20 protein-coding genes are annotated in these 22,292 nt (G+C 61.5%); 12 read left to right on the top strand and 8 right to left on the bottom strand.

Going from position 1 to position 22,292, the window contains the following annotated elements; all coding sequences use genetic code 11:
* Positions 1-2 precede the first annotated feature (2 nt).
* The 3 genes from rsmB to def are packed head-to-tail and all read right to left on the bottom strand — an operon-like array spanning position 3 to position 2,833.
* The gene (gene rsmB / locus L6D63_RS22695; protein ID WP_131671854.1) at positions 3-1,313 is read right to left on the bottom strand and encodes a 16S rRNA (cytosine(967)-C(5))-methyltransferase RsmB; all 1,311 of its coding nucleotides are present in this window, start codon (positions 1,311-1,313) and stop codon (positions 3-5) included.
* On the bottom strand, positions 1,310-2,269 hold the full coding sequence (gene fmt / locus L6D63_RS22690; protein WP_131671853.1) for a methionyl-tRNA formyltransferase: 960 nt from the start codon (positions 2,267-2,269) through the stop codon (positions 1,310-1,312). The genes rsmB and fmt overlap by 4 nt, the downstream gene beginning before the upstream one ends.
* 57 nt (positions 2,270-2,326) lie before the next feature.
* Positions 2,327-2,833, bottom strand: a complete 507-nt coding sequence (def, locus tag L6D63_RS22685; protein WP_027610272.1) for a peptide deformylase — start codon at positions 2,831-2,833, stop codon at positions 2,327-2,329.
* 159 nt (positions 2,834-2,992) lie between these two features.
* Here def and L6D63_RS22680 point away from each other — a divergent pair, with 159 nt between their 5' ends.
* The 4 genes from L6D63_RS22680 (at position 2,993) to L6D63_RS22665 (ending at position 6,726) form a co-directional block, all read left to right on the top strand.
* On the top strand, positions 2,993-4,018 hold the full coding sequence (locus L6D63_RS22680) for a LysM peptidoglycan-binding domain-containing protein (protein ID WP_047297429.1): 1,026 nt from the start codon (positions 2,993-2,995) through the stop codon (positions 4,016-4,018).
* Positions 4,019-4,097: 79 nt separating this feature from the next.
* Complete coding sequence (gene dprA / locus L6D63_RS22675) at positions 4,098-5,198, top strand: DNA-processing protein DprA (RefSeq protein WP_131671852.1); 1,101 nt, start codon at positions 4,098-4,100, stop codon at positions 5,196-5,198.
* Between the two features lie 55 nt (positions 5,199-5,253).
* Positions 5,254-5,811: an L-threonylcarbamoyladenylate synthase type 1 TsaC gene (gene tsaC, locus L6D63_RS22670; protein ID WP_007962683.1), complete on the top strand. Its 558-nt coding sequence runs from the start codon at positions 5,254-5,256 to the stop codon at positions 5,809-5,811.
* Between the two features lie 240 nt (positions 5,812-6,051).
* Complete coding sequence (locus L6D63_RS22665; RefSeq protein WP_131671851.1) at positions 6,052-6,726, top strand: hypothetical protein; 675 nt, start codon at positions 6,052-6,054, stop codon at positions 6,724-6,726.
* A gap of 65 nt (positions 6,727-6,791) precedes the next feature.
* Here the strand turns inward: L6D63_RS22665 and L6D63_RS22660 are convergent, their stop codons facing one another.
* Positions 6,792-7,769, bottom strand: coding sequence for an NADPH:quinone reductase (locus L6D63_RS22660; RefSeq protein WP_047297432.1), 978 nt, complete (start codon positions 7,767-7,769; stop codon positions 6,792-6,794).
* Positions 7,770-7,932: 163 nt separating this feature from the next.
* On the opposite strand from L6D63_RS22660, the gene hemF reads away from it, so the two are divergent.
* The gene (gene hemF, locus L6D63_RS22655) at positions 7,933-8,847 is read left to right on the top strand and encodes an oxygen-dependent coproporphyrinogen oxidase (RefSeq protein ID WP_041073630.1); all 915 of its coding nucleotides are present in this window, start codon (positions 7,933-7,935) and stop codon (positions 8,845-8,847) included.
* Positions 8,848-8,856: 9 nt separating this feature from the next.
* On the top strand, positions 8,857-9,678 hold the full coding sequence (aroE, locus tag L6D63_RS22650; RefSeq protein WP_047297433.1) for a shikimate dehydrogenase: 822 nt from the start codon (positions 8,857-8,859) through the stop codon (positions 9,676-9,678).
* 125 nt (positions 9,679-9,803) lie between these two features.
* On the opposite strand, the gene L6D63_RS22645 is transcribed toward aroE, so the two are convergent.
* The 3 genes from L6D63_RS22645 to betC form a co-directional block, all read right to left on the bottom strand.
* Positions 9,804-11,372 carry a SulP family inorganic anion transporter gene (locus L6D63_RS22645; protein WP_131671850.1) on the bottom strand — a complete coding sequence of 523 codons (1,569 nt, stop codon included), beginning with the start codon at positions 11,370-11,372 and terminating at the stop codon, positions 9,804-9,806.
* A 204-nt stretch (positions 11,373-11,576) separates the two neighbouring features.
* On the bottom strand, positions 11,577-12,497 hold the full coding sequence (gene choX / locus L6D63_RS22640) for a choline ABC transporter substrate-binding protein (RefSeq protein WP_047297435.1): 921 nt from the start codon (positions 12,495-12,497) through the stop codon (positions 11,577-11,579).
* Between the two features lie 15 nt (positions 12,498-12,512).
* Positions 12,513-14,027 carry a choline-sulfatase gene (gene betC / locus L6D63_RS22635; protein ID WP_047297436.1) on the bottom strand — a complete coding sequence of 505 codons (1,515 nt, stop codon included), beginning with the start codon at positions 14,025-14,027 and terminating at the stop codon, positions 12,513-12,515.
* 114 nt (positions 14,028-14,141) lie between these two features.
* Between betC and L6D63_RS22630 the strand changes: the two genes are divergently transcribed.
* A complete protein-coding gene (locus L6D63_RS22630) occupies positions 14,142-15,092 on the top strand; it encodes a choline sulfate utilization transcriptional regulator (RefSeq protein WP_047297437.1) in 951 nt (316 codons plus the stop codon).
* Positions 15,093-15,138: 46 nt separating this feature from the next.
* Here L6D63_RS22630 and L6D63_RS22625 read toward each other — a convergent pair whose 3' ends face one another.
* On the bottom strand, positions 15,139-15,804 hold the full coding sequence (locus L6D63_RS22625) for an NAD(P)-dependent oxidoreductase (protein ID WP_041073642.1): 666 nt from the start codon (positions 15,802-15,804) through the stop codon (positions 15,139-15,141).
* Between the two features lie 83 nt (positions 15,805-15,887).
* On the opposite strand from L6D63_RS22625, the gene L6D63_RS22620 reads away from it, so the two are divergent.
* The 5 genes from L6D63_RS22620 (at position 15,888) to L6D63_RS22600 (ending at position 22,210) form a co-directional block, all read left to right on the top strand.
* Complete coding sequence (locus tag L6D63_RS22620; RefSeq protein ID WP_047297438.1) at positions 15,888-16,232, top strand: DOPA 4,5-dioxygenase family protein; 345 nt, start codon at positions 15,888-15,890, stop codon at positions 16,230-16,232.
* 227 nt (positions 16,233-16,459) lie between these two features.
* A complete protein-coding gene (locus tag L6D63_RS22615; RefSeq protein ID WP_041073646.1) occupies positions 16,460-17,767 on the top strand; it encodes a CitMHS family transporter in 1,308 nt (435 codons plus the stop codon).
* Between the two features lie 70 nt (positions 17,768-17,837).
* Positions 17,838-18,605, top strand: coding sequence for a TerC family protein (locus L6D63_RS22610; protein WP_047297439.1), 768 nt, complete (start codon positions 17,838-17,840; stop codon positions 18,603-18,605).
* A 377-nt stretch (positions 18,606-18,982) separates the two neighbouring features.
* Positions 18,983-20,641, top strand: a complete 1,659-nt coding sequence (locus L6D63_RS22605; protein WP_047297440.1) for a Na/Pi cotransporter family protein — start codon at positions 18,983-18,985, stop codon at positions 20,639-20,641.
* 177 nt (positions 20,642-20,818) lie between these two features.
* Complete coding sequence (locus L6D63_RS22600; protein WP_095667917.1) at positions 20,819-22,210, top strand: M16 family metallopeptidase; 1,392 nt, start codon at positions 20,819-20,821, stop codon at positions 22,208-22,210.
* Positions 22,211-22,292 lie beyond the last annotated feature (82 nt).

Genomic DNA, 22,292 nt, shown 5'->3' with positions numbered 1-22,292 from the left:
GTTTAGCCGCGCGCGGCAGCGATCTTGATCAGCTTGGCGTAGTAGAACCCGTCATGCCCGCCCTGCTGGGCCAGCAATTGGCGACCGTGGGGCTGCTTGATCCCGGCGGTGGTCGCCAGATCCAGTTCGCGGGCACCCGGCGTGCGCTCGAGAAACGCGGCGATGACGTCGGTGTTCTCGGTTGGCAAGGTCGAGCAAGTGGCGTAGAGCAAAATGCCGCCGACTTCGAGGGTTTTCCACAGGGTGTCGAGCAGCTCGCCTTGCAGTTGCGCGAGGGCGGCGATGTCGTCGGCCTGACGGGTCAGCTTGATGTCCGGATGGCGGCGGATCACGCCGGTGGCCGAGCACGGCGCGTCGAGCAGGATGCGCTGGAACGGCTTGCCGTCCCACCATGCTGCGGTATCGCGTCCGTCAGCGGCGATCAGTTCGGCGCTCAGGCCCAGCCGATCAAGGTTCTCCTTTACGCGCACCAGACGTTTGGCTTCCAGATCCACGGCCACCACACCGGCCAGCGCCGGTTCGGCTTCGAGGATGTGGCAGGTTTTGCCACCGGGGGCGCAGCAGGCGTCGAGCACCCGTTGGCCCGGCGCCAGATCGAGCAGATCGGCGGCCAGTTGCGCGGCTTCGTCCTGCACGCTGATCCAGCCTGCGGCAAAACCCGGCAGGCTGCGCACGTCGGTGGCGGCTTCGAGGACGATGCCGTCGCGGCTGTAAACACACGGCGTGGCAGCGATGCCAGCGTCGCTGAGCATGCCGAGGTAGGCGTCGCGGCTGTGATGCCGGCGGTTGACCCGTAGGATCATCGGCGGATGCGCGTTGTTCGCGGCGCAGATCGCTTCCCACTGTTCTGGCCAGAAGGCTTTCAGGGATTTTTGCAGCCAGCGCGGGTGGGCGGTGCGCACCACCGGGTCGCGCTCAAGTTCCGCGAAAATCGTCTCGCTTTCGCGCTGGGCGTTGCGCAGCACGGCGTTGAGCAACCCCTTGGCCCACGGCTTTTTCAGCTTGTCGGCGCAACCGACGGTTTCGCCGATCGCCGCGTGCGGCGGCACGCGGGTGTAGAGCAATTGATAGAGACCGACCAGTAGCAGCGCCTCGACATCGGCGTCGGCAGCCTTGAACGGCTTCTGCAAAAGCTTTTCCGCCAGTGCCGACAGCCGTGGCTGCCAGCGCGCAGTGCCGAACGCCAGATCCTGGGTGAAACCGCGATCACGGTCTTCGACCTTGTCCAGTTGCGTTGGCAGGGAGCTGTTCAACGACGCCTTGCCACTGAGCACGGCGGCGAGTGCCTTGGCGGCGGCCAGACGCGGGTTCATTGCGCGGCCACCGCAGCACCCAACACAGTGCCGACGGCAAATTTCTCGCGGCGGCTGTTGAACAGATCGGCGAAGTTCAGCGCCTTGCCGCCGGGCAGTTGCAGGCGGGTCAGGCACAACGCCTGCTCACCGCAGGCGACGATCAGGCCGTCCTTGCTGGCGCTGAGGATTTCACCCGGTGCGCCTTTGCCCTCAGCCAGCGTCGCGGCCAATACCTTCAGCGCTTCGCCGTTGAGGGTGCTGTGGGTAATCGGCCATGGGTTGAAAGCACGCACCAGACGCTCCAGCTCAAGCGCCGGACGACTCCAGTCGAGACGCGCTTCGTCTTTGTTCAGTTTGTGGGCATAAGTGGCGAGCTTGTCGTTCTGCACTTCGCCTTCGAGGGTTCCGGCAGCCAGACCGGCAATCGCCTGGACCACGGCGGGCGGGCCCATTTCGGCGAGGCGGTCGTGCAGCGTGCCGCCGGTGTCGTTGGCGCTGATCGGGGTCACGACCTTGAGCAGCATCGGTCCGGTGTCGAGGCCCGCTTCCATACGCATCACGGTTACGCCGCTTTCGGCATCACCGTGTTCCACGGCGCGCTGGATCGGCGCCGCACCGCGCCAGCGTGGCAGCAGCGAAGCGTGGCTGTTGATGCAGCCCAGGCGCGGAATATCCAGCACCGCTTGCGGCAGAATCAGGCCGTAGGCGACCACCACCATCAAGTCCGGCTTCAGTGCGGCGAGTTCTGCCTGAGCCTCAGCGTTGCGCAGGGTCGGCGGCTGCAACACCTGGATATTATTTTCCTGCGCCAACTGCTTAACCGGGCTCGGCATCAGTTTTTGCCCACGACCGGCCGGACGATCCGGTTGGGTGTAGACCGCAACGATCTCGTAAGGGCTGTTCAGCAGGGCCTTGAGATGTTCGGCGGCGAATTCCGGGGTGCCGGCAAAAACGATGCGCAGTGGCTCAGTCATGAAAGGAGTCTCATAAAAAGAAAAAGGCTTGCCGCAGCAAGCCTTTGAAGAGGGGCATCAAGCGTTCTGGCGGTGCAGCTTTTCCAGTTTCTTCTTGATCCGGTCGCGTTTGAGCGTGGACAGGTAATCGACGAACAACTTGCCATTGAGGTGGTCGCACTCGTGCTGGATGCACACCGCGAGCAAGCCTTCGGCGATCAGTTCGTAAGGCTGGCCATCGCGGTCCAGTGCCTTGATTTTGACCTTCTGCGGGCGGTCGACGTTTTCGTAGAAACCCGGCACCGACAGGCAGCCTTCCTGGTATTGATCCATCTCGTCGGTCAGCGATTCGAACTCGGGGTTGATGAACACCCGGGGTTCGGTGCGGTCTTCGGAAAGGTCCATCACGACGATACGTTTGTGCACGTTGACCTGGGTCGCGGCGAGGCCGATGCCCGGCGCTTCATACATTGTTTCAAACATGTCATCGACCAACTGACGCACTTCGTCGTCCACTACAGCCACAGGCTTGGCGATAGTACGCAGACGCGGGTCCGGGAATTCGAGGATGTTTAAAATGGCCATAGGCTGATTGCTGCACGTATTGAGTAAAGTCGGGTCGATGGCCTGGCAGGTCCGAAGATGCAGGCTACCGTTGTGAAGCGTAGCTAATGCAATTTGCAGTAGCGAGCCACGGGGGCTCTGACGGTTCACGCGAACGCACATGATAAAGGGATTCGCTGCATGAGGAAAACACTACTCGCCCTGCTGCTTCTGGCTACGGCCGCGGCTGCGCAAGGGCAAGTGCAACTCAGGGATGGTTTTCCACAGCAATACACGGTGGTTTCGGGAGACACCCTCTGGGACATTTCCGGCAAATACCTGCGCGAGCCCTGGCAATGGCCACAGCTGTGGCGGGCCAATCCGCAAATTGAAAACCCCAACCTGATCTACCCCGGCGACACGCTGACGCTCAGTTACGTCAACGGCCAGCCGCAACTGACCCTCAAGCGCGGCGAGTCACGGGGCACCATCAAGCTGTCGCCACGCATCCGCACCAGCCCGGTGGCCGAGGCCATTCCGAGCATTCCGCTGAAATCGATCAACAGCTTTCTGCTGAGCAACCGCATCGTCGACAAGGTCGAGGACTTCGACAAGGCGCCGTACATCGTCGCCGGCGATGCCGAGCGCGTATTGAGCGGCACCGGTGACCGAATCTTCGCTCGCGGGCATTTCGACCCGAACCAGCCGGTGTACGGCATCTTCCGCCAGGGCAAGGTCTATACCGACCCGCAGACCAAGGAGTTCCTGGGGATCAACGCCGACGATATCGGTGGCGGTGAAATCGTCGCCACCGAAGGCGACGTCGCCACCCTCGCCCTGCAACGCACCACTCAGGAAGTGCGTCTGGGCGACCGCCTGTTCAGCGGCGAAGAGCGCTCGGTCAATTCGACCTTCATGCCCAGCGCCCCGAGCACCCACATCAATGGACTGATCATCGACGTGCCGCGCGGCGTTACGCAGATCGGCGTAATGGACGTGGTCACCCTGAACAAGGGCAGGCGCGACGGCCTCGCCGAAGGCAATGTGCTGGTGGTGATGAAAACCGGGGAAACCGTGCGTGACCGGATCACCGGCCAGCCGCTGAAAATTCCTGACGAACGGGCCGGTCTGCTGATGGTGTTCCGCACCTACGACAAGCTCAGTTACGGCCTCGTACTCAACGCATCACGCTCGTTGGCGGTGCTCGACAAGGTGCGAAATCCTTAGCAGGCTTAACAAGTTACCAACAGAGTTATCCACAGCTTGTTCCGAATGGTTCGGGACTTATAACGATCAAGGATGATCCATGATGCTGTCTGCCAGTACCTCCATTTCCCCTGCGGAACTGGAAGCGCGTCTGCGCCTGCACCGCTTGCCGGAAATCGGCCCGAAACGTTTTGCCAAGCTGCTTGAAGCCTTCGGTTCGGCGTCAAAAGCCATCAGTGCGCCGGGCAGTGCCTGGCGTGCGCTGGGTTTGCCGGCGGCGTGCAGTGACGCTCGGCGCAGTTGCGAAGTGCGTGATGGCGCGAGCCATGCGTTGCGCTGGCTAGAGCAGCCGCAGCAGCATGTGCTGATGTGGGATCAAGCAGATTACCCGGCGCTGCTGGCGCAGATTCCCGACCCGCCACCGCTGTTGTTTGTGGCCGGCGATCCGCTGATTCTGGAAAAACCGCAACTGGCGATGGTTGGCAGTCGCCGCGCTTCACGTCCGGGCATGGACACCGCCGCAGCGTTTTCCCGTAGCCTGGCCGGGGCCGGTTTTGTCATCACCAGTGGTCTGGCGCTGGGTATCGATGCGGCGGCTCATCAAGCGGCGCTGGACGTCGGCGGACAAACCGTCGGCGTGCTTGGCACGGGACTGGAAAAATTTTATCCACAGCGCAATCGACGCCTTGCCGATGCAATGATCGCCTCTGGCAGCGCGGTGCTTTCAGAGTTTCCCCTGGATGCCGGCCCGACGGCGAGCAATTTTCCCCGACGCAACCGGATCATCAGCGGTCTGTCCCTTGGCGTGCTGGTGGTCGAGGCCAGTGTCGCCAGCGGTTCGCTGATCACCGCGCGACTGGCGGCGGAACAGGGTCGCGAGGTCTATGCGATTCCTGGCTCGATTCACCACCCCGGCGCGCGTGGTTGTCACCAGTTGATCCGCGACGGTGCGGTGCTGGTGGAAACCATCGAACACATCCTCGAAGCCCTGCGCGGCTGGCAGCAGCTGCCTTTATCCACAGAGATGCCGGAGGCCGGACACCCGTTGCTTACCTTGCTGCATGCAGCGCCGCACACCAGTGAGGCTTTGGCCGACAGCTGTGGCTGGACGTTGCCCAAAGTGCTGGCGGCGCTGACCGAACTGGAAATGGACGGCCGTGCGGTGTGTGAAAACGGTCGCTGGCTGGCCAGGACACGCTAGGTTTTACAGGGAAGATCGGTAAACTGCGCAAAACCTGTTTGCGGAGAGTTTTTTCATGGTTAACAGTTGGCGTGTGCAACAAGCCGCACGAGAGATTCGCGCCGGGGCGGTGATTGCCTATCCAACCGAAGCCGTCTGGGGGCTGGGTTGCGACCCGTGGAACGAAGAGGCAGTGGATCGGCTGCTGGCGATCAAGAACCGTTCGGTGGACAAGGGCCTGATCCTGGTCGCTGACAATATCCGTCAGTTCGACTTCCTGTTCGAAGATTTCCCGCAAGAATGGATCGACCGCATGGCCAGCACCTGGCCGGGGCCGAACACCTGGCTGGTGCCGCATCAGAACCTGTTGCCGGAATGGGTGACGGGCGTGCATGACACTGTGGCTTTGCGGGTCAGCGATCATCCGCAGGTGCGGGATCTGTGCTCGATGGTCGGGCCGTTGATCTCGACTTCGGCCAACCCGCAGGGGCGGCCGGCGGCGCGCACGCGGTTGCGCGTCGAGCAGTATTTCCGTGGGCAGATCGATCTGATCCTCGGCGGCCAACTGGGGGGGCGCAAGAACCCCAGCGTGATCCGCGATCTGGCAACCGGCAAGGTCATTCGTCCCGACTGATCCTGCGTCGAAAACCTTTACCGTAAGTCTTCCTCGCCTGAATGGCGAGGAAGACTACGCGTGCCTGCGATTCATCCTGCAATGACGCTGTTTTCCATGTCGGAAAAGTCGCCAAGTGTCCGTATTCATTGATATTTCCCACCTGATTATCAGATTTTCTGGCGTGGCGGAATTGCCAAAAGCAACCATCCTTTCCCTGCACTTGAAACACTTCGATAAGTTAAGGTCTGCGGAGAAAGAATGGACACTACGAATTTGCAACTCACGGATTACCTGCGGGCGCTTCAGGTGACGTTGAAAAGTCACCATGACGGGTGTCGCATCGTGACGCTTGAGGCGGGGGCGGATACTCAGGAGTTCGACCGGTTTATCGATCGACAATTTCGGCTTCGGCTACAGCATTACATGCTGACTTCACGGGCGCGGATGCTCGAAACCAGACTGGCGATAAAGTCGCGCAGTACTCACTTTCTGCTGTATCGCCACGATCAACTGCTGGCGGTATTGAGGGCGACTCCGGCACCGTTCGAATGGGTATCGCTGGCGCAGCAACACGTTTCTCCCACGGCGGCGCTGTCGCGCCATGTCGAATTCAGCCGCTTGATCTCCTACACCCCCCATCAGCTACCCATCGCGGTCAATGGTTTGTTGGCAGCCGCTACCGAATGGGCCATCAAACGCGGCTATAAGGGCGTGACCGCGTTGTGCAGATCGCAACAGTTGCGCTTTTACCAGCGTTTCGGGCTGATGCCGATCGCCTCCAACGCGCTGCACATCGAACAGCGCGCACGCGGCGATTACTGGGTGGTGTCAGCCGAATGGCGGCAAATCCTTGCGGCGGTTCAACCGCCGGATCACGCGACGGTTGGCCATTTGGTGCAGAAACCGTTGGAGTGTCATCTGCCGAGGTGTTGAACGCGTTCGAACGGTGTTGCCAGCCAGGGCGTTACAACCCTGACTGGCAAGCCACCGAAGGTGGATCAGGGCAGCAGGATGGTCGAGCCGGTGGTGCGTCGCGCCGACAGTTCGGTCTGCGCCTTCGCCGCATCAGCCAGTGGATAGCGCTGGCTGATGTCAACCTTGAGCTTACCGCTGATGATCATCTCGAACAGTTCGTCGGCCATGCGCTGCAGGTTCTCGGCGTTGTTGGCGTAGGTCGCCAGGGTTGGCCGGGTCACGTACAGCGAACCCTTGGCCGCGAGAATCCCCAGATTGACCCCGTCCACTGCACCGGAGGCGTTGCCGAAACTCACCACCAGTCCGCGCGGCGAGACGCTGTCGAGCGAGGTCAGCCAGGTGTCCTTGCCGACGCCGTCGTACACCACCGGGACTTTCTGGCCATTGGTCAGCTCCAGCACCCGCTCTGCCACGTTTTCGTGGCTGTAATCGATGGTCGCCCAGGCGCCGTTGGCCTTGGCCAGTTCGGCTTTTTCCTTCGAGCTGACCGTACCGATCAGTTTCACGCCCAGAGCTTTGGCCCATTGGCAGGCCAGCGAACCGACACCCCCGGCAGCGGCGTGGAACAGTATGGTTTCGCCGCCCTTGAGTTCATAGGTCTGGCGCAGCAGATACTGCACGGTGAGGCCCTTGAGCATGACCCCGGCAGCGGTCTCGAAGCTGATCTCGTCGGGCAGCTTCACCAGATTGGCTTCGGGCAGGGTGTGCAAATCGCTGTAGGCACCCAACGGGCCGCTGCCGTAGGCGACGCGGTCGCCGACCTTGAACCGGGTGACGTCGCTGCCCACCGCATCGACGATGCCGGCACCCTCCGCGCCCAGGCCGGACGGCAAGGCTGGCGGGGCATACAGACCGCTGCGGTAATAGGTGTCGATGAAGTTCAGGCCGATCGCCTTGTTGGCCACCCGGACCTGATTCGGGCCGGGCGCGGCGGGCTGGTAGTCAACATACTCGAGCACTTCGGGACCGCCATGGGCACGGAACTGGATACGCTTTGCCATCTGCCTGCTCTCCTTGGGTCGTTTGTAAGCCCCCTATCCAACTCCCCTGCTTGATCTTCGTCAACTGCGGCACGCTTGCCTGCGGTGTTATGCTACGCGCCCATTTGCGCCGCCCCCTGCCTGCGGGGCGTGCGCGTAGTTATGCCCGATTCAAGGTGAAGCCATGACGACCCGCACCGACGCCGTAAAGGCCTATCTGCTCGACCTGCAAGACCGCATCTGCGCCGCGCTGGAAACCGAGGACGGCGGTACGCGCTTCGTTGAAGACGCCTGGAGCCGGCCTGCCGGTGGTGGCGGCCGCACCCGCGTGATCGAGAACGGTGCGGTAATCGAAAAGGGTGGCGTCAACTTTTCCCACGTGTTCGGCAGCGGTCTGCCGCCGTCGGCCAGCGCCCATCGTCCGGAACTGGCCGGTCGCGGTTTCGAAGCCCTCGGCGTGTCGCTGGTGATTCACCCGCACAATCCACATGTGCCAACGTCCCACGCTAACGTGCGCTTTTTCATCGCCGAGAAGGAAGGTGAAGAACCCGTCTGGTGGTTCGGCGGCGGCTTCGACCTGACCCCGTATTACGGCAACGAAGAAGACTGCATCCACTGGCACCGCGTCGCCGAGCAAGCCTGCGCGCCGTTCGGGGCGGACGTCTATCCGCGTTACAAGGCGTGGTGCGACACCTACTTCCACATCAAGCATCGCCACGAACCGCGGGGCATCGGCGGCCTGTTTTTCGATGACCTTAACGAGTGGGACTTCGACACCAGTTTCGCCTTCATGCGCGCCATCGGTGACGCCTACATCGACGCTTACCTGCCGATCGTGCAGCGCCGCAAGCACGAGGCGTTCAGCGCCAAACAGCGTGAATTCCAGGAATTCCGCCGTGGCCGTTACGTCGAGTTCAACCTGGTTTACGACCGTGGCACGCTGTTCGGCCTGCAATCGGGCGGGCGTACCGAGTCGATTCTCATGTCGCTGCCGCCGCAAGTGCGCTGGGCCTATGACTTCAAAGCCGAGCCCGGCAGCGAGGAAGCGCGCCTGACCGACTACTTCCTGCAAGACCGCGACTGGTTGGCCCAGGCCTGAGGACTGTTGATGGATCGTTACGTCGTATTCGGTAACCCGATCGGCCACAGCAAGTCGCCGATGATTCACAAACTGTTCGCCGAACAGACCGGGCAGCGCCTGGACTACACCACCCTGCTGGCGCCGCTGGACGGCTTCAGTGCCTGCGCCACGGCGTTCTTCCAGGAAGGTCGTGGCGCCAACGTCACCGTGCCGTTCAAGGAAGAGGCCTATCGTCTGGCGAACAGCCTGACCGCCCGTGCACAACGCGCTGGTGCGGTGAACACGTTGAGCAAACTGGCCGACGGTTCGCTGCTGGGCGACAACACCGACGGCGCCGGTCTGGTGCGTGACCTGACGGTGAATGCCGGGTTCAGCCTGACCGGTAAACGTATTTTGTTGCTCGGCGCTGGCGGCGCGGTGCGCGGCGCGCTGGAGCCATTGCTGGCGGAAAAACCGGCATCGGTGATCATCGCCAATCGGACGGTGGACAAAGCCGAGCTGCTGGCGGAGTTGTTCTGTGATCTGGGGCCAGTGTCGGCCAGTGGTTTCGACTGGTTGCAGGAGCCGGTGGACGTGATCATCAATGCCACCTCCGCCAGCCTCACCGGCGACGTGCCGCCGATTGCAGCAAGCTTGATCGAGCCGGGCCAGACCCTGTGCTACGACATGATGTACGGCAAGGAACCGACCGCGTTCTGCCGTTGGGCCAGCGAGCATGGCGCGGCGGTGTCGATGGATGGTCTGGGGATGCTGGCTGAACAGGCTGCCGAGGCGTTTTTCCTGTGGCGCGGGGTGCGTCCGGATACGGCGCCGGTATTGGCCGAGCTACGCCGCCAGTTGGCGCAATAACAGAGTCTTTGTGGCGAGCAAGCTTGCTCCCGCTCGGGTGCGAAGCGCCCGCAACCGGCTTTGGGCTGCTGCGCAGCCAGCGGGAGCAAGCTCCCTCGCCACAGAGGTCTGGTATGGCCGGCAGGTCAGTCCTCAAACCGGATCGGGCATTTCTCCGGCCCTTCCAGCTTGCGCAATTCCTCCACCACCTGCGGCCGCGCCCGGCGCAGGGTCAGGCTGCGATCCTGACGCAGCAGGCGCCGCGCCTCCTGATGCAGCATTTCCACTCCCGAGTAATCGATGAAGTTGATCTGCTGCGCTTCGATCACCACCCGCGTGCCGTGCAGCCGCTGCAGGCGCACTTGCAGGTAATGGCTGGCGCCAAAGAAGATCGAGCCGCCGACCCGCAGCACGTCCTCCTCACCCTCGCGCCAATGCTGCACTCGCGGTTGCGAGGTGCGCTTGAGGTAGAAGAACAGCGACGCCAGCACTCCGGCATAGATTGCTGTCTGCAATTCCAGCAGCAGCGTAGCGAGGCAGGTCAGCGCCATGACCACGAACTCGGCGCGGCTGACTCGAAGCAATGAGCGGATCCCGCGATGATCCACCAAACCCCAGGCAATCAGCAGAATGCTCCCGGCCATGGCGGGAATGGGAATGTGCGAAATCAGCCCGGCGCCGAAAATCGCGAACAGCGCGACCCAGATCGCCGAAAACACCCCGGCCAGCGGCGAGCAGGCACCCGCTTCGTAACTCAGGCCCGAGCGGGTGAACGAGCCGGCTGACAGCGATCCGGAAAAGAACGCCCCGACGATGTTCGACAAACCCTGCGCGCGGACTTCCTGATTGGCATCGAGCAACTGCTGCGAACGCGCGGCAATCGAACGGGCAATCGACAGACTGGTGACCAGCCCGAGCATGCCCACCGCCACCGCGCTCGGCAGCAAGCGCAGGATCAGGTCCAGATCCAGTGGCAAGCCACTGAACGGCGGCAAGCGCCCGACAAAGGCGCTGACCCGATGTACATGGCTGAACATTGATGGCCACAGCCACACCAGCAGGCTGGCCAACACCAACGTAATCAACAACGTCGGCCAGCGTGGCAGCAGTTGTTTCAGCACCACGCCAACCACCACGGTGGCCAGGCCGAGCAGCAAAGAGGCTTTATCCACAGCCCTGAGGTGGTTCAACAAATCCATCAGACTGGCCAGCGCAGTGGCTTTGGCCGGCAGATCCAGCCCCAGCAGATTGGGTAACTGGCCGATGGCAATCACGACTGCCGCGCCGAGGGTGAAACCGAGCACCACTGAATGCGAGACAAAATTCACCAAAGCGCCGAAGCGCAGCAACCCCAGCAGCCACTGAAAAATTCCCGCAAGGAAGGTCAGCAGCAGAATCAGCGTGATGTAGTCCTGCGACGCGGGCACGGCCAAGGGACTGACGCTGGCGTAAAGCACAATCGAGATCGCTGCGGTTGGGCCGCAAATCAGATGCCACGACGAACCCCACAGACAGGCGATCAGCACCGGGATGATCGCGGCGTAGAGGCCGTATTCCGGGGGCAGGCCGGCGATCAGCGCGTAGGCAATTGACTGCGGTAGCGCGAGAATGGCACCGCTGAGGCCAACGACCAGATCCCGGCCGACGCTGGCGCGGGTTTGCCGCGGCAGCCAGGTCAGGAAGGGGAAAAGTGAGTGGCGACTGGGCAGGGCCATGGGTCCTCGCGGTTGGGGTTTCAGGTAAAGCCTAACAGGACAGTACGGTCATTGTGGTGAGGGGATTTATCCCCGATGGGCTGCGAAGCAGCCCTGAATCCACTAGTCGCGGTAGATCTGACATACCGTGAATTCAGATTTAAGGGCCGCTTTGCGGCCCATCGGGGATAAATCCCCTCACTACAAGAAGCGGGTTGGACTGGATCAGAGTTTGGCCTTCACCGCTGGCAAAGCATCCTTGCCGTCCACGGTCTTCACCCCCTCCAGCCACTTGTCCAGCACCGCCGGATTGGCCTTGATCCATGCCTTCACCGCATCGGCATTGCTGACTTTCTTGTTCACCACCTCGGCCATGATGCTGTTCTCCATGTCCTGAGTGAACGACAGGTTGGTCAGCAACTTGCCCACGTTCGGGCAAGCCTCGGCGTAGCCCTTGCGCGTCAGGGTGTAGACGCTGCCGGTGTCGCCGAAATACTTCTCGCCGCCCTTGAGGTAATGCATCTTCAGCTGCACGTTCATCGGGTGCGGGGTCCAGCCGAGGAAGGTGACGAATTTCTGCTTCTTCACGGCCCGCGAGACTTCGGCGAGCATCGCTTGTTCGCTGGATTCGATCAGCTTCCACTGACCAAGGTTGAAGTCGTTTTTCTTGATGATTTCCTGCAGCGAAATGTTCGCGGGCGCGCCGGAACCGATGCCGTAGATTTTCTTGTCGAATTTGTCCGCGTATTGGTTCAGGTCGGCAAAGTTATGCACACCGGCGTCCCACACGTAATCCGGAACAGCGAGGGTGAACTCGGTGCCGTCGAGGTTCTTCGCCAGTTGCGTGACGTCACCGGTGGCGACGAACTTGTCGTAGAAGCCCTGCTGCGCCGGCATCCAGTTGCCGAGAAAGACATCCACCTGGCCGTCCTTCAGACCGCCGAATGTGATCGGTACCGCGAGGGTGTCGACCTTGGCCTTGTAGCCCATGCCGTCCAGCAGAAACCCGGTGATGGCGTTGGTCGCGGCGATGTCACTCCAACCCGGGTCGGCCATTTTCACCGTTTCGCAGCTTTGCTCGGCAAATGCCGACGCGCTGCCCAGAGCCAGCAGGCCTATCGTCAGTGCTGTGGATAACTTGCGCATGGACTTCCCCTTACATTATTGGTTTTGGCAGGGTTGTGGATAACGAGCCTTGCGTTCCAGATCGTCGAGGTCGATGTGGTTGCGCATGTACTGCTGACTGGCGTCCACCAGCGGCTGGTGATCCCAGCTCTTCAGCTTGCCGATGGTCAGGGCGTCGGCGACAAAACGACGACGGCGCTGGCTGGCGAGGACCTCGCGGTGAATGGCCGGCATGTCCCATTTGGCCCGCGCTTCGGCGAGAAAATCGTCGAACAGTTGGCGATGTTGCGGCGACTGGCTGAGCTCTTCGAGTTCACGCGGGTCGTTGTGCACATCGAAGAGTAGGCACGGGTCGTTTTCACTGTAGATAAATTTGTACGCGCCACGACGAATCATCATCAGCGGGCTGACCGTGCCTTCGGCCATGTATTCGCCGAACACTTCGTCATGCCCGCCCTGCCCTTGCAGATGCGGCACCAGGGAGCGGCCGTCCAGCGGCAGATTCGGTTCCAGGCTGCCGCCGGCCAGTTCGACGAAGGTCGGTAACAGGTCGGCAGTGGAGACGGCAGATGTGACACGGCCCGGTTTGAACTGACCGGGTGCACTTATCAACAGGGGCACGCGAGCGGCCATTTCGAACCAATGCATTTTGTACCAGAGGCCCTTTTCTCCCAGCATGTCGCCATGGTCGCCGGAGAAGACGATGACAGTGTCTTCCATCAGCCTACAATCTTCGAGGGTTTTCAGGAGTTTGCCGACGTTGGCGTCGATATAGCTGCAAGCACCGAAATATGCGCGTCGCGCGTCGCGGATTTTATCCACAGGCAATGGCTTGTCCCACAGGTCGTAGACCTTGAGCAGGCGTTGCGAATGTGGATCGAGGGAATGTGGATCCGGCGTCGTCGGAAGCGGGATATCCGCGTCGTCGTACAAATCCCAGAACGCCTTGGGAATGGTGTACGGGTCATGTGGGTGCGTCATCGACACGGTCAGGCAGAACGGTTGGTCGCCGTCCTCGCGGATGTGATCGAACAGGTATTGCTGGGCCTTGAACACCACCTCTTCGTCGAAGTCGAGCTGATTGGTGCGCACGCACGGCCCGGCCTGCAATACCGACGACATGTTGTGATACCAGCTCGGGCGCACGTCCGGTTCGTCCCAGTTCACCGCCCAGCCGTAGTCGGCCGGGTAGATGTCGCTGGTCAGACGCTCTTCGTAGCCGTGCAATTGGTCCGGGCCGCAGAAATGCATCTTGCCCGACAGCGCGGTGCGATAGCCGAGACGGCGCAGGTAGTGGGCGTAAGTCGGAATGTCAGCGGGGAAATCGGCGGCGTTGTCGTAGGCGCCGATCTTGCTCGGCAGCTGGCCGCTGACCAGGGTGAAACGCGACGGCGCGCACAGCGGGCTGTTGCAGTAAGCGGCATCGAATACCACGCCCTGGGCGGCGAGGCGCGAAAGATTCGGCAGTTTGATCGGCGACGGGCCGTAGATCGGCAACATTGGCGCGGCCATTTGATCGGCCATGATGAAAAGAATGTTCTTGCGCTTCATGTGATCGCGGCATTCCATAGTGAATAGTTATGCGACATTGCTGCGATCGAGCATGGAGTCCATGCTCTGTCGGGTAAAGCCCGCGCCGGACAATGACTAGGATAAGCACAGCTTATGTATGAAGCCCTCGGCAATTTGTCTCTCGACCTGTTGCGCGCTTTCGAAGCGGCGGCCCGTCACCGCAGTTTTACTGCGGCGGCGGTTGAGCTGGGCACCACGCAGCCAGCGATCAGCCAGCAGATCAAGCGTCTGGAAGAACAGCTGGGAGCACGACTGTTTGACCGGATCTATCGCGGTATTGAACTGACCGAAGGCGGCGCGATCCTGTTCGAGCAGGTTCAGCTCGGTTTGCAGCATATTGACGCAGGATTGAGTGCGATCAGCACGCAGCAACAACACGAGGTATTGCAGGTCGCCACCGATTTCGCCTTCGCCGCCTATTGGCTGATGCCGCGCCTGCACCGCTTCCATGAAGCCAATCCGAACGTCGATGTCAGCCTGGTCACCAGCGAGCGCAGCCACAACATGCTGCGCACCGACATCGATGTCGCGATCCTGTTTGGTGACGGGCGCTTCAAACAGGGCGAAAGCCATTGGCTGTTCAGCGAAGAAGTGTTCCCGGTGTGCAGCCCGCAACTGCTCAAGGAGCGCGCCCTGCCTTTGCCTGCCCAGGCGTTGCTGGAGTTTCCGCTGCTGCATCTGCGCGGGGAAAACAGCAGCAACTGGTTTGACTGGAGCGGGCTGTTTCGCGAACTGGGCATCAGCACCCCGCCGGCACCGGGGCAATTGCGCTTCGACAACTACACGCTGTTGATTCAAGCGGCGATTGGCGGCCAAGGCGTGGCCATCGGCTGGCGCCACCTTGTGGATAACTTGCTGAGCCAAGGCTTGCTGTGTCGGCCGATCGCCGAGACCACGTTGTCGCGCCTGGGTTATTACGTGGTGCTGCCGCAACGCAAACGCCGGGGCGCGTTGATTCAGCAGTTTGTCGACTGGTTGATGGCCGAGCAGGCCAGCAGCGCCGAATCCCTTGCCGGGGTGGCGCTGCCGTCGATTGCGGTTTGAACATCAAAAACAACTCTCTGTAGGAGCTGCCGCAGGCTGCGATCTTTTACGTATCCGACGTCGCCACAAAATTCACATGCTGCCCGACATGCAGGTTCAGCCGCAGCTCATCGGCAATCCCCACCGCGACCCGGTTCAGCCGCTCCAGCGGCTCCGCCAGCCCTGGCTCAAGATTGCCGCCGACCTGGCTGAAATGCTCGATGGTCAGCCCCGCCACGCCATGAGGTGCGTTCACCAGCGTCCACTGCAGCGGACTGCTCTGCAGGGCTTCGCGGATTTCTTCGGCGGCGTGGCGTTGCAGGCCGTCGTCCAGTTCCGGCTCGTCGAGCACGGCAAAATTCCCCACCAGAAACAGCCGTGAAACATTGGCCGCTTGCAGGCCGTCGACCAGCGCATCGACCGCCAGCACTTGTTCCACCGGCCCGAGCACCACGGACCTTTCCACATGGTCGCTGCTGAACGGCAAGCCCGGCGCGTCCAGCAGACAGATCACTGCCGAGCTGCCCGCTACGCTTTGCTTGACCCGCTCGGCATCGAACAAATCGCCGCTTTTGGTGCGCAGGCCGGGACGTGGCGCGAGTACGTTCAAATCGTCGAGAATCGTGATGACTTCGTGCTGGCGTCGCAGCAACTCAGCCATCAACGCACCGCCCAGGCTGGCCATGGCACCATAGAGCACCACTTTCACCGTCGGGGTTTCGGCATTTTTCATGGCTGATCCTTTTTATAATCCCTTGTATGGCGTGTGACATATGGGCACCGCCCAGGGTTCGAACCGATTTGCGAGGGTTTCAGATGCCAGCGATCAAGGGCTACCACGCCCACATCTATTTCGATGCCGACACCATCGATCAGGCACGCGCGTTGTGTGAGCAAGCCGCGCAGTCGTTTCCATTGAAGATGGGCCGCGTTCATGAACGCCCGGTCGGCCCGCACCCTGACTGGAGCTGCCAGTTGGCCTTCGGCCCGCAGATGATCGGCGAGGTATTGCCGTGGCTGGCACTCAATCGCAAGGGCCTGGTGGTGTTCCTTCACCCCGACACCGGCGACGATTTGCTCGATCACACCGAGCACGCGATCTGGATGGGCGCGATGCGGCCGCTGGACCTGTCTGTTTTCCGGTCAACGAAAGGTAGCTGAAAGGTTGCCCGATTAGGATCGCCGCCACTACCGGCAACAGACCGGTTGGCCGATGCGTGTGATCGCTCGCACGACAGGCCCAATTAACAACAACAATGGTGATTCTGATGTCCTCTGTAGCCCGCCTCCTCGCTGAAACTCCGCCCGTACGTCTCGTGCTTCCCGTTCTGCGCTGATCCCCTGCGATCCGCTCACTCAATTAGCCGCGCTACGCCTGGAGTAATCCCATGCTGACTTTCCTTGGCTTCGCCATGGTCATCACGTTCATGTTCCTGATCATGACCAAGCGCCTGTCTGCGCTGATCGCCCTGATCATCATCCCGATCCTGTTCGCCCTGTTCGGTGGTTTCGCGCCGAAGATCGGCCCGATGATGCTCGAAGGTATTACCAAGCTTGCGCCGACCGGCGTGATGCTGATGTTCGCCATTCTGTACTTCGCCCTGATGATCGACTCCGGCCTGTTTGACCCGGCCGTGCGCAAGATCCTCAAACTGGTCAAGGGCGACCCGCTGAAAGTTTCGGTCGGTACCGCCGTGCTGGCGCTCGTCGTCTCCCTCGATGGTGACGGCGCGACCACTTACATGATCTGCGTGGCCGCCATGCTGCCGCTGTACAGCCGCATCGGCATGAGCCCGCGGATCATGGCCGGTCTGATCATCCTCGCCGGTGGCGTGATGAACATGACCCCGTGGGGTGGCCCGACCGCCCGCGCCGCCAGTGCGCTGCATGTGGACCCGTCGGACATCTTCGTGCCGATGATCCCGGCGATGGCCGCCGGTGTGGTGGCGATCCTGATCATTGCCTACTTCTACGGCAAACGTGAACGTGCGCGTCTGGGCGAGTTGCACCTGATCGGCGACGAGATCGATCACAGCGAAATCAGCGTCTCGCAGTTCCCCGATGCCCGCCGTCCGAAGCTGATCTGGTTCAACGGCCTGCTGACCCTGGCGCTGATGTGCACCCTGATCGCCGGCCTGCTGCCGCTGCCGGTGCTGTTCATGGTGGCGTTCAGCATCGCGATGATCGTCAACTACCCGTGCCTGCAAATGCAGAAGGACCGCGTGGCGGCCCACGCCGGCAGCGTGCTGTCGGTGGTCAGTCTGATTTTCGCTGCGGGTATCTTCACCGGTATCCTGTCCGGAACCGGCATGGTCGACGCCATGTCGAAAAGTCTGCTGGCGGTGATCCCGGACTTCCTCGGGCCCTATCTCGCGGTAATCACGGCGCTGGTGAGCATGCCGTTCACGTTCTTCATGTCGAACGACGCGTTCTACTACGGCGTGTTGCCGGTGCTCTCCGAAGCGGCCAGCCATTACGGCATCACCGCAGTGGAAATGGCACGTGCCTCGATCGTCGGTCAGCCCGTCCACTTGCTCAGCCCGCTGGTACCGTCGACGTACCTGCTGGTGGCGCTGGCCGGTATCGAGTTCGGTGACCACCAGCGTTTCACCCTGAAGTGGGCAGTGCTGGTCTGCCTGTGCATACTGGTGGCCGCCTTGCTGCTGGGGACATTCCCGCTGTTCAGCACGATGTAACGGCATTCACTCACCATGACGCCAGCTGCTTGCTGGCGTCATGGTTTAACACTCGCTCAAAGGAATACACATGGATTGGCTGACCAACCCCGAAATCTGGGTTGCCTTCTTTACTCTGACCGCCCTGGAAATCGTCCTGGGTATCGATAACATCATCATGATTTCGATCCTGGTCAGCCGCATGCCCAAGCACATGCAGCAGCGCACACGGATCTTCGGCCTGGGTCTGGCGATGATCACGCGGATCCTGTTGCTGCTGTCGATCACCTGGGTCATGCGCCTCACCGCCGACCTGTTCGTGGTGTTCGGCCAGGGCATTTCCGGGCGCGACCTGATCCTGTTCTTCGGTGGCCTGTTCCTGCTGTGGAAGAGCTCGCAAGAGATGTACCACGCGCTCGAAGGCGAAGACGAAAGCGGCGACGAGCCTTCGGGCAAGGGCGGTAATTTCCTCTATACCATCATCCAGATCGCGATCATCGACATCGTGTTCTCGCTGGATTCGGTGATCACCGCCGTCGGCATGGTCTCCCATGTGCCGGTGATGGTCGCGGCAATCGTCGTCGCCGTGCTGGTGATGATGGCGGCCTCGGGCAAGATCAGCGAATTTATCGACAAGCACCCGTCGCTGAAGATGCTGGCGCTGTCGTTCCTGCTGGTGGTCGGTACCGTACTGATCGCCGAAGCGTTCGATGTGCATGTGCCAAAAGGCTACGTGTACTTCGCCATGGCGTTCTCGCTGGCGGTGGAAGCGATCAACATCAAGATGCGCACCGCGATCGCCAGGAAGAAAAAACAGCAGGACCCGGTGAAGCTGCGCAAGGATGTGCCGGGGCAGTAATCCGGTAGTCCGATAGCAATACAAAACCTGTGGGAGCTGGCTTGCCAGACGCCCACAGGTTTTTTTGTTCCAGCGGATTTTGAACTCGTACCCAAACCCTGTGGGAGCTGGCTTGCCAGCGATAGTGGCGTGTCAGGCAACATCAATGTCGCCAGTGCTGCCGTCATCGCTGGCGAGCCAGCTCCCACAGGGATTTGGGGTGATTGCGCGGGGTATGAATAAAGCTGTTTTCATGACACTTTTGTTTCAATCCGCACTTTAGCTGTGCAATGCTGGCGCCCAGTCCGTTAGCCGACTACAGCTTAAGTACAAGACGTAGAAACCGCGCGGTGCCGTCCACTTGCCCCTCTGGGGCGCTGCTACTACAGGGGGTCTGCATGCTCACCCTGCTCAATTTGCTGTCTGCCGTGGCCCTGCTGATCTGGGGCACGCACATCGTCCGAACCGGCATCCTGCGGGTGTACGGCACCAATCTGCGGCATGTGATCGGCCAGAACATGTCCAGACGCTGGCTCGCGTTCGTCGCCGGCATCGTCGTCACCGCGATGGTGCAGAGCAGCAACGCCACGGCCATGCTCGTCACTTCATTTGTCGGTCAGGGCCTGATGGCGCTGACCCCGGCGCTGGCGACCATGCTTGGTGCCGACGTTGGTACCGCGCTGATGGCGCGGGTGCTGACCTTTGACTTGTCGTGGCTGTCGCCGTTGCTGATTTTCCTCGGGGTGATTTTCTTTCTGTCGCGCAAACAGACGCGCCTCGGGCAGATGGGCCGGGTCAGCATCGGTCTGGGGCTGATTATTCTCGCCCTGCAACTGATCGTCGAAGCTGCCGCGCCGATCACCCACGCCCAAGGTGTGAAGGTGATCTTCGCTTCGCTGACCGGCGACATCCTCCTCGACGCCCTGGTTGGTGCGTTGTTCGCGATGATTTCCTATTCCAGCCTCGCCGCTGTGCTGCTGACCGCGACGCTGGCCGGCGCCAGCGTGATCAGCCTGCCTGTGGCGATCGGCCTGGTGATCGGCGCCAACATCGGCAGTGGCGTGCTGGCGTTCATGAGCACCAGCATGCAGAACGCAGCAGGCCGACAAGTGGCGCTGGGCAGCCTGCTTTACAAGCTGATCGGTCTGCTGCTGATCATCCCGGTGCTCGATCCGCTGGTGCACTGGATGGACGGGCTCGACTTCAGCCCGCAGGAAATGGTCATCGGATTTCACCTGCTCTATAACACCGCGCGCTGCCTGATCCTGCTGCCCAGCGTCGCCCCGATGGCGCGGCTGTGCGCCTGGTTGCTGCCGGAGCGCCCGGAAGTCAACGGCACCGCCAAGCCGCGTCACCTTGATTTGACGGCACTGTCGACACCTAGCCTGGCGCTGGCCAACGCGGCCCGCGAGACTCTGCGCATGGGCGATCTGATCGACAACATGCTCGACGCGATGCTCGATGTGTTGCGTGGCAAGCAGACCGCCGTGACCCAGGAGATGCGTCGTCTGACCGATGACGTCGAAGCGCTGTACAGCGCGATCAAGCTGTACCTGGCGCAAATGCCCCGCGAAGATCTCGGCGAGCAGGACAGTCGGCGCTGGGCGGAGACCATCGAACTGGCGATCAACCTGAAACTGGCCAGCGACTTGATTGAACGCATGCTGCGCAAGGTGCAGCAGCAGAAGACTTCCCAGCGTCGGTCGTTTTCCGAAGAAGGCCTGGAGGATCTGGCCGGGTTGCATCAGCAACTGATCGCCAACTTGCGCCTGGGCCTGTCGGTGTTCCTCAGCGGTGACAAGGAAAGCGCCCGTCAGCTGTTGCGCGAGAAACGTCGCTTTCGCGCACAGGAACGGCGTCTGGCCCACGCCCATGTCAGCCGTTTGCAACGTAAGATCGTGCAGAGTCTGGAAACCAGTTCGCTGCACCTGGAGCTGATTGCGGATATGAAGCGCTTGAATTCGCTGTTCTGCAGCAGTGCTTATGTGGTGCTGGAAACGGCGGATACCGGGGCGCTGGAAGCAGACGATATGGTAGACATTACGCATTCGCCTTGAACGTCTGGGGCTGGGGTCAGTCAGTAACTCAGAGTTCAGCTTCACGGACGCCTTCGCTGGCAAGCCAGCTCCCACAGGGTTTTGTGAGCGCCGCAAATCCTTGTGGGAGCTGGCTTGCCAGCGATGGAGCCCTGACTGACGACACGGATCTCCAAATCAGCCGTACGGAAGCCTGTTATGCGTTGCCTGTTGTTCGCCTGTCTGTTGCTCGGTTCCCTGCCCGCCTTCGCCGTTGATCGCTTCCAGGTCGAAGGCTATGCGCTGCCCAACGGATTACAGCTGTTGCTCAAACCCGGCACTGAACGCGGGCATGTGGCGATTCGTCTGGTGGTCGGCGTCGGCCTCGACGATTTCGATTGCGATGAAAAAGAGCTGCCGCACTTGCTCGAGCACCTGTTGTTCAGCGGTGTCGATGCCACTGGCGAAGGTGGCCTTGAAGAGCGCATGCAGGCGTTGGGCGGTGAGTGGAACGCGTTCACCAGCAACGCCGACACCACGTTCGTCATCGAAGCCCCGGCGAAGAATCAGCGCAAAGTGCTCGACTTGCTGCTCGGTCTGCTGACCCAGACCCGCATTGACGACAATGCGATCAACGCCGCCAAGCGCGTAGTCGAGCGCGAGGACGGCGGCCATTACACGCGCCTGCAACGCTTTCTCGACCGCCAGGACCTGGGCCACACCGCCAGCAATCAACTGGCGGTGGAGCTGGGCCTGAAATGCCCGCAACGCGCCGAGGTCGGGCACCTGACCCAGGAGCAACTGGAGAAGGTGCGCAAGACCTGGTACGCGCCGAACAACATGACGCTGATCGTCGTCGGTGAACTCGACAAACTGCTGCCGGCCTATCTGGAACGCACCTGGGGCGCGCTCGAAGCGGTGGACCCGGCCGAACACCGCGAACTGCCGGATATCCGCACCAGCGCCGCCCATGAGCGCACCCTCACCCGTGGCTTCATCGGCGACAGCGCCAAGTTGCACTGGCTGGTGCCGGAGCCGATGCTTGACGATCAGTACGACGAGACCTTCGACATCCTCAAGGACTACCTCGACTGGGCACTGTACCGGCAGATTCGCCTGAACCATGGCTTGTCCTATGGGCCGTGGGCCGAGCGCGAAGTGTTCGGCGGGGTCGGTTTCATGAGCCTCAATGCCGATGTCGATCGCGATGATCTCGTCGAGGCCAGACAGGTGCTGGAAGACCTCAAGGCCGATTTGCTGAAAAACGGCCTCGACCCCGACACCTTCGCCCGGATCAAACAGGCCGCCATCGCCCACCAGGCCTGGGCGGTACAGGGCAACAGCGCCATGGCGGACTACTACTGGAGCGCGCTCGGCGACTACGAGGACGGGCGCTTTGCCAACCCCGCCCGCGAGTTGCAAGGCGTGACCCTGGAAACGGCGAACAAGGCCATGCGCGAGTTGCTGTTGCAGCCGGGGTATCTGCGGATCGAAAAGCCGTTGCTCAGTGATGATGAAGTTTTGTGGCTGATTGCCGGTGGTCTCGGGGTTCTGCTGTTGATCCTGATCGGCTGGCGTCTGCATCACCGCCGAAAACCCGCCGAACACTGACCCTGTGGGAGCGAGCCTGCTCGCGAAGGCGTCGTGTCAGTGGATGCAATGTTGTATGACCCACCGCATTCGCGAGCAGGCT

Origin of the sequence: Pseudomonas parakoreensis, from assembly GCF_021602155.1 — a bacterium.
GTDB lineage: Bacteria > Pseudomonadota > Gammaproteobacteria > Pseudomonadales > Pseudomonadaceae > Aquipseudomonas > Aquipseudomonas parakoreensis.
Note: the sequence above shows the minus strand (reverse complement) of the source record. Positions and strands in the feature narration are given on the sequence as shown.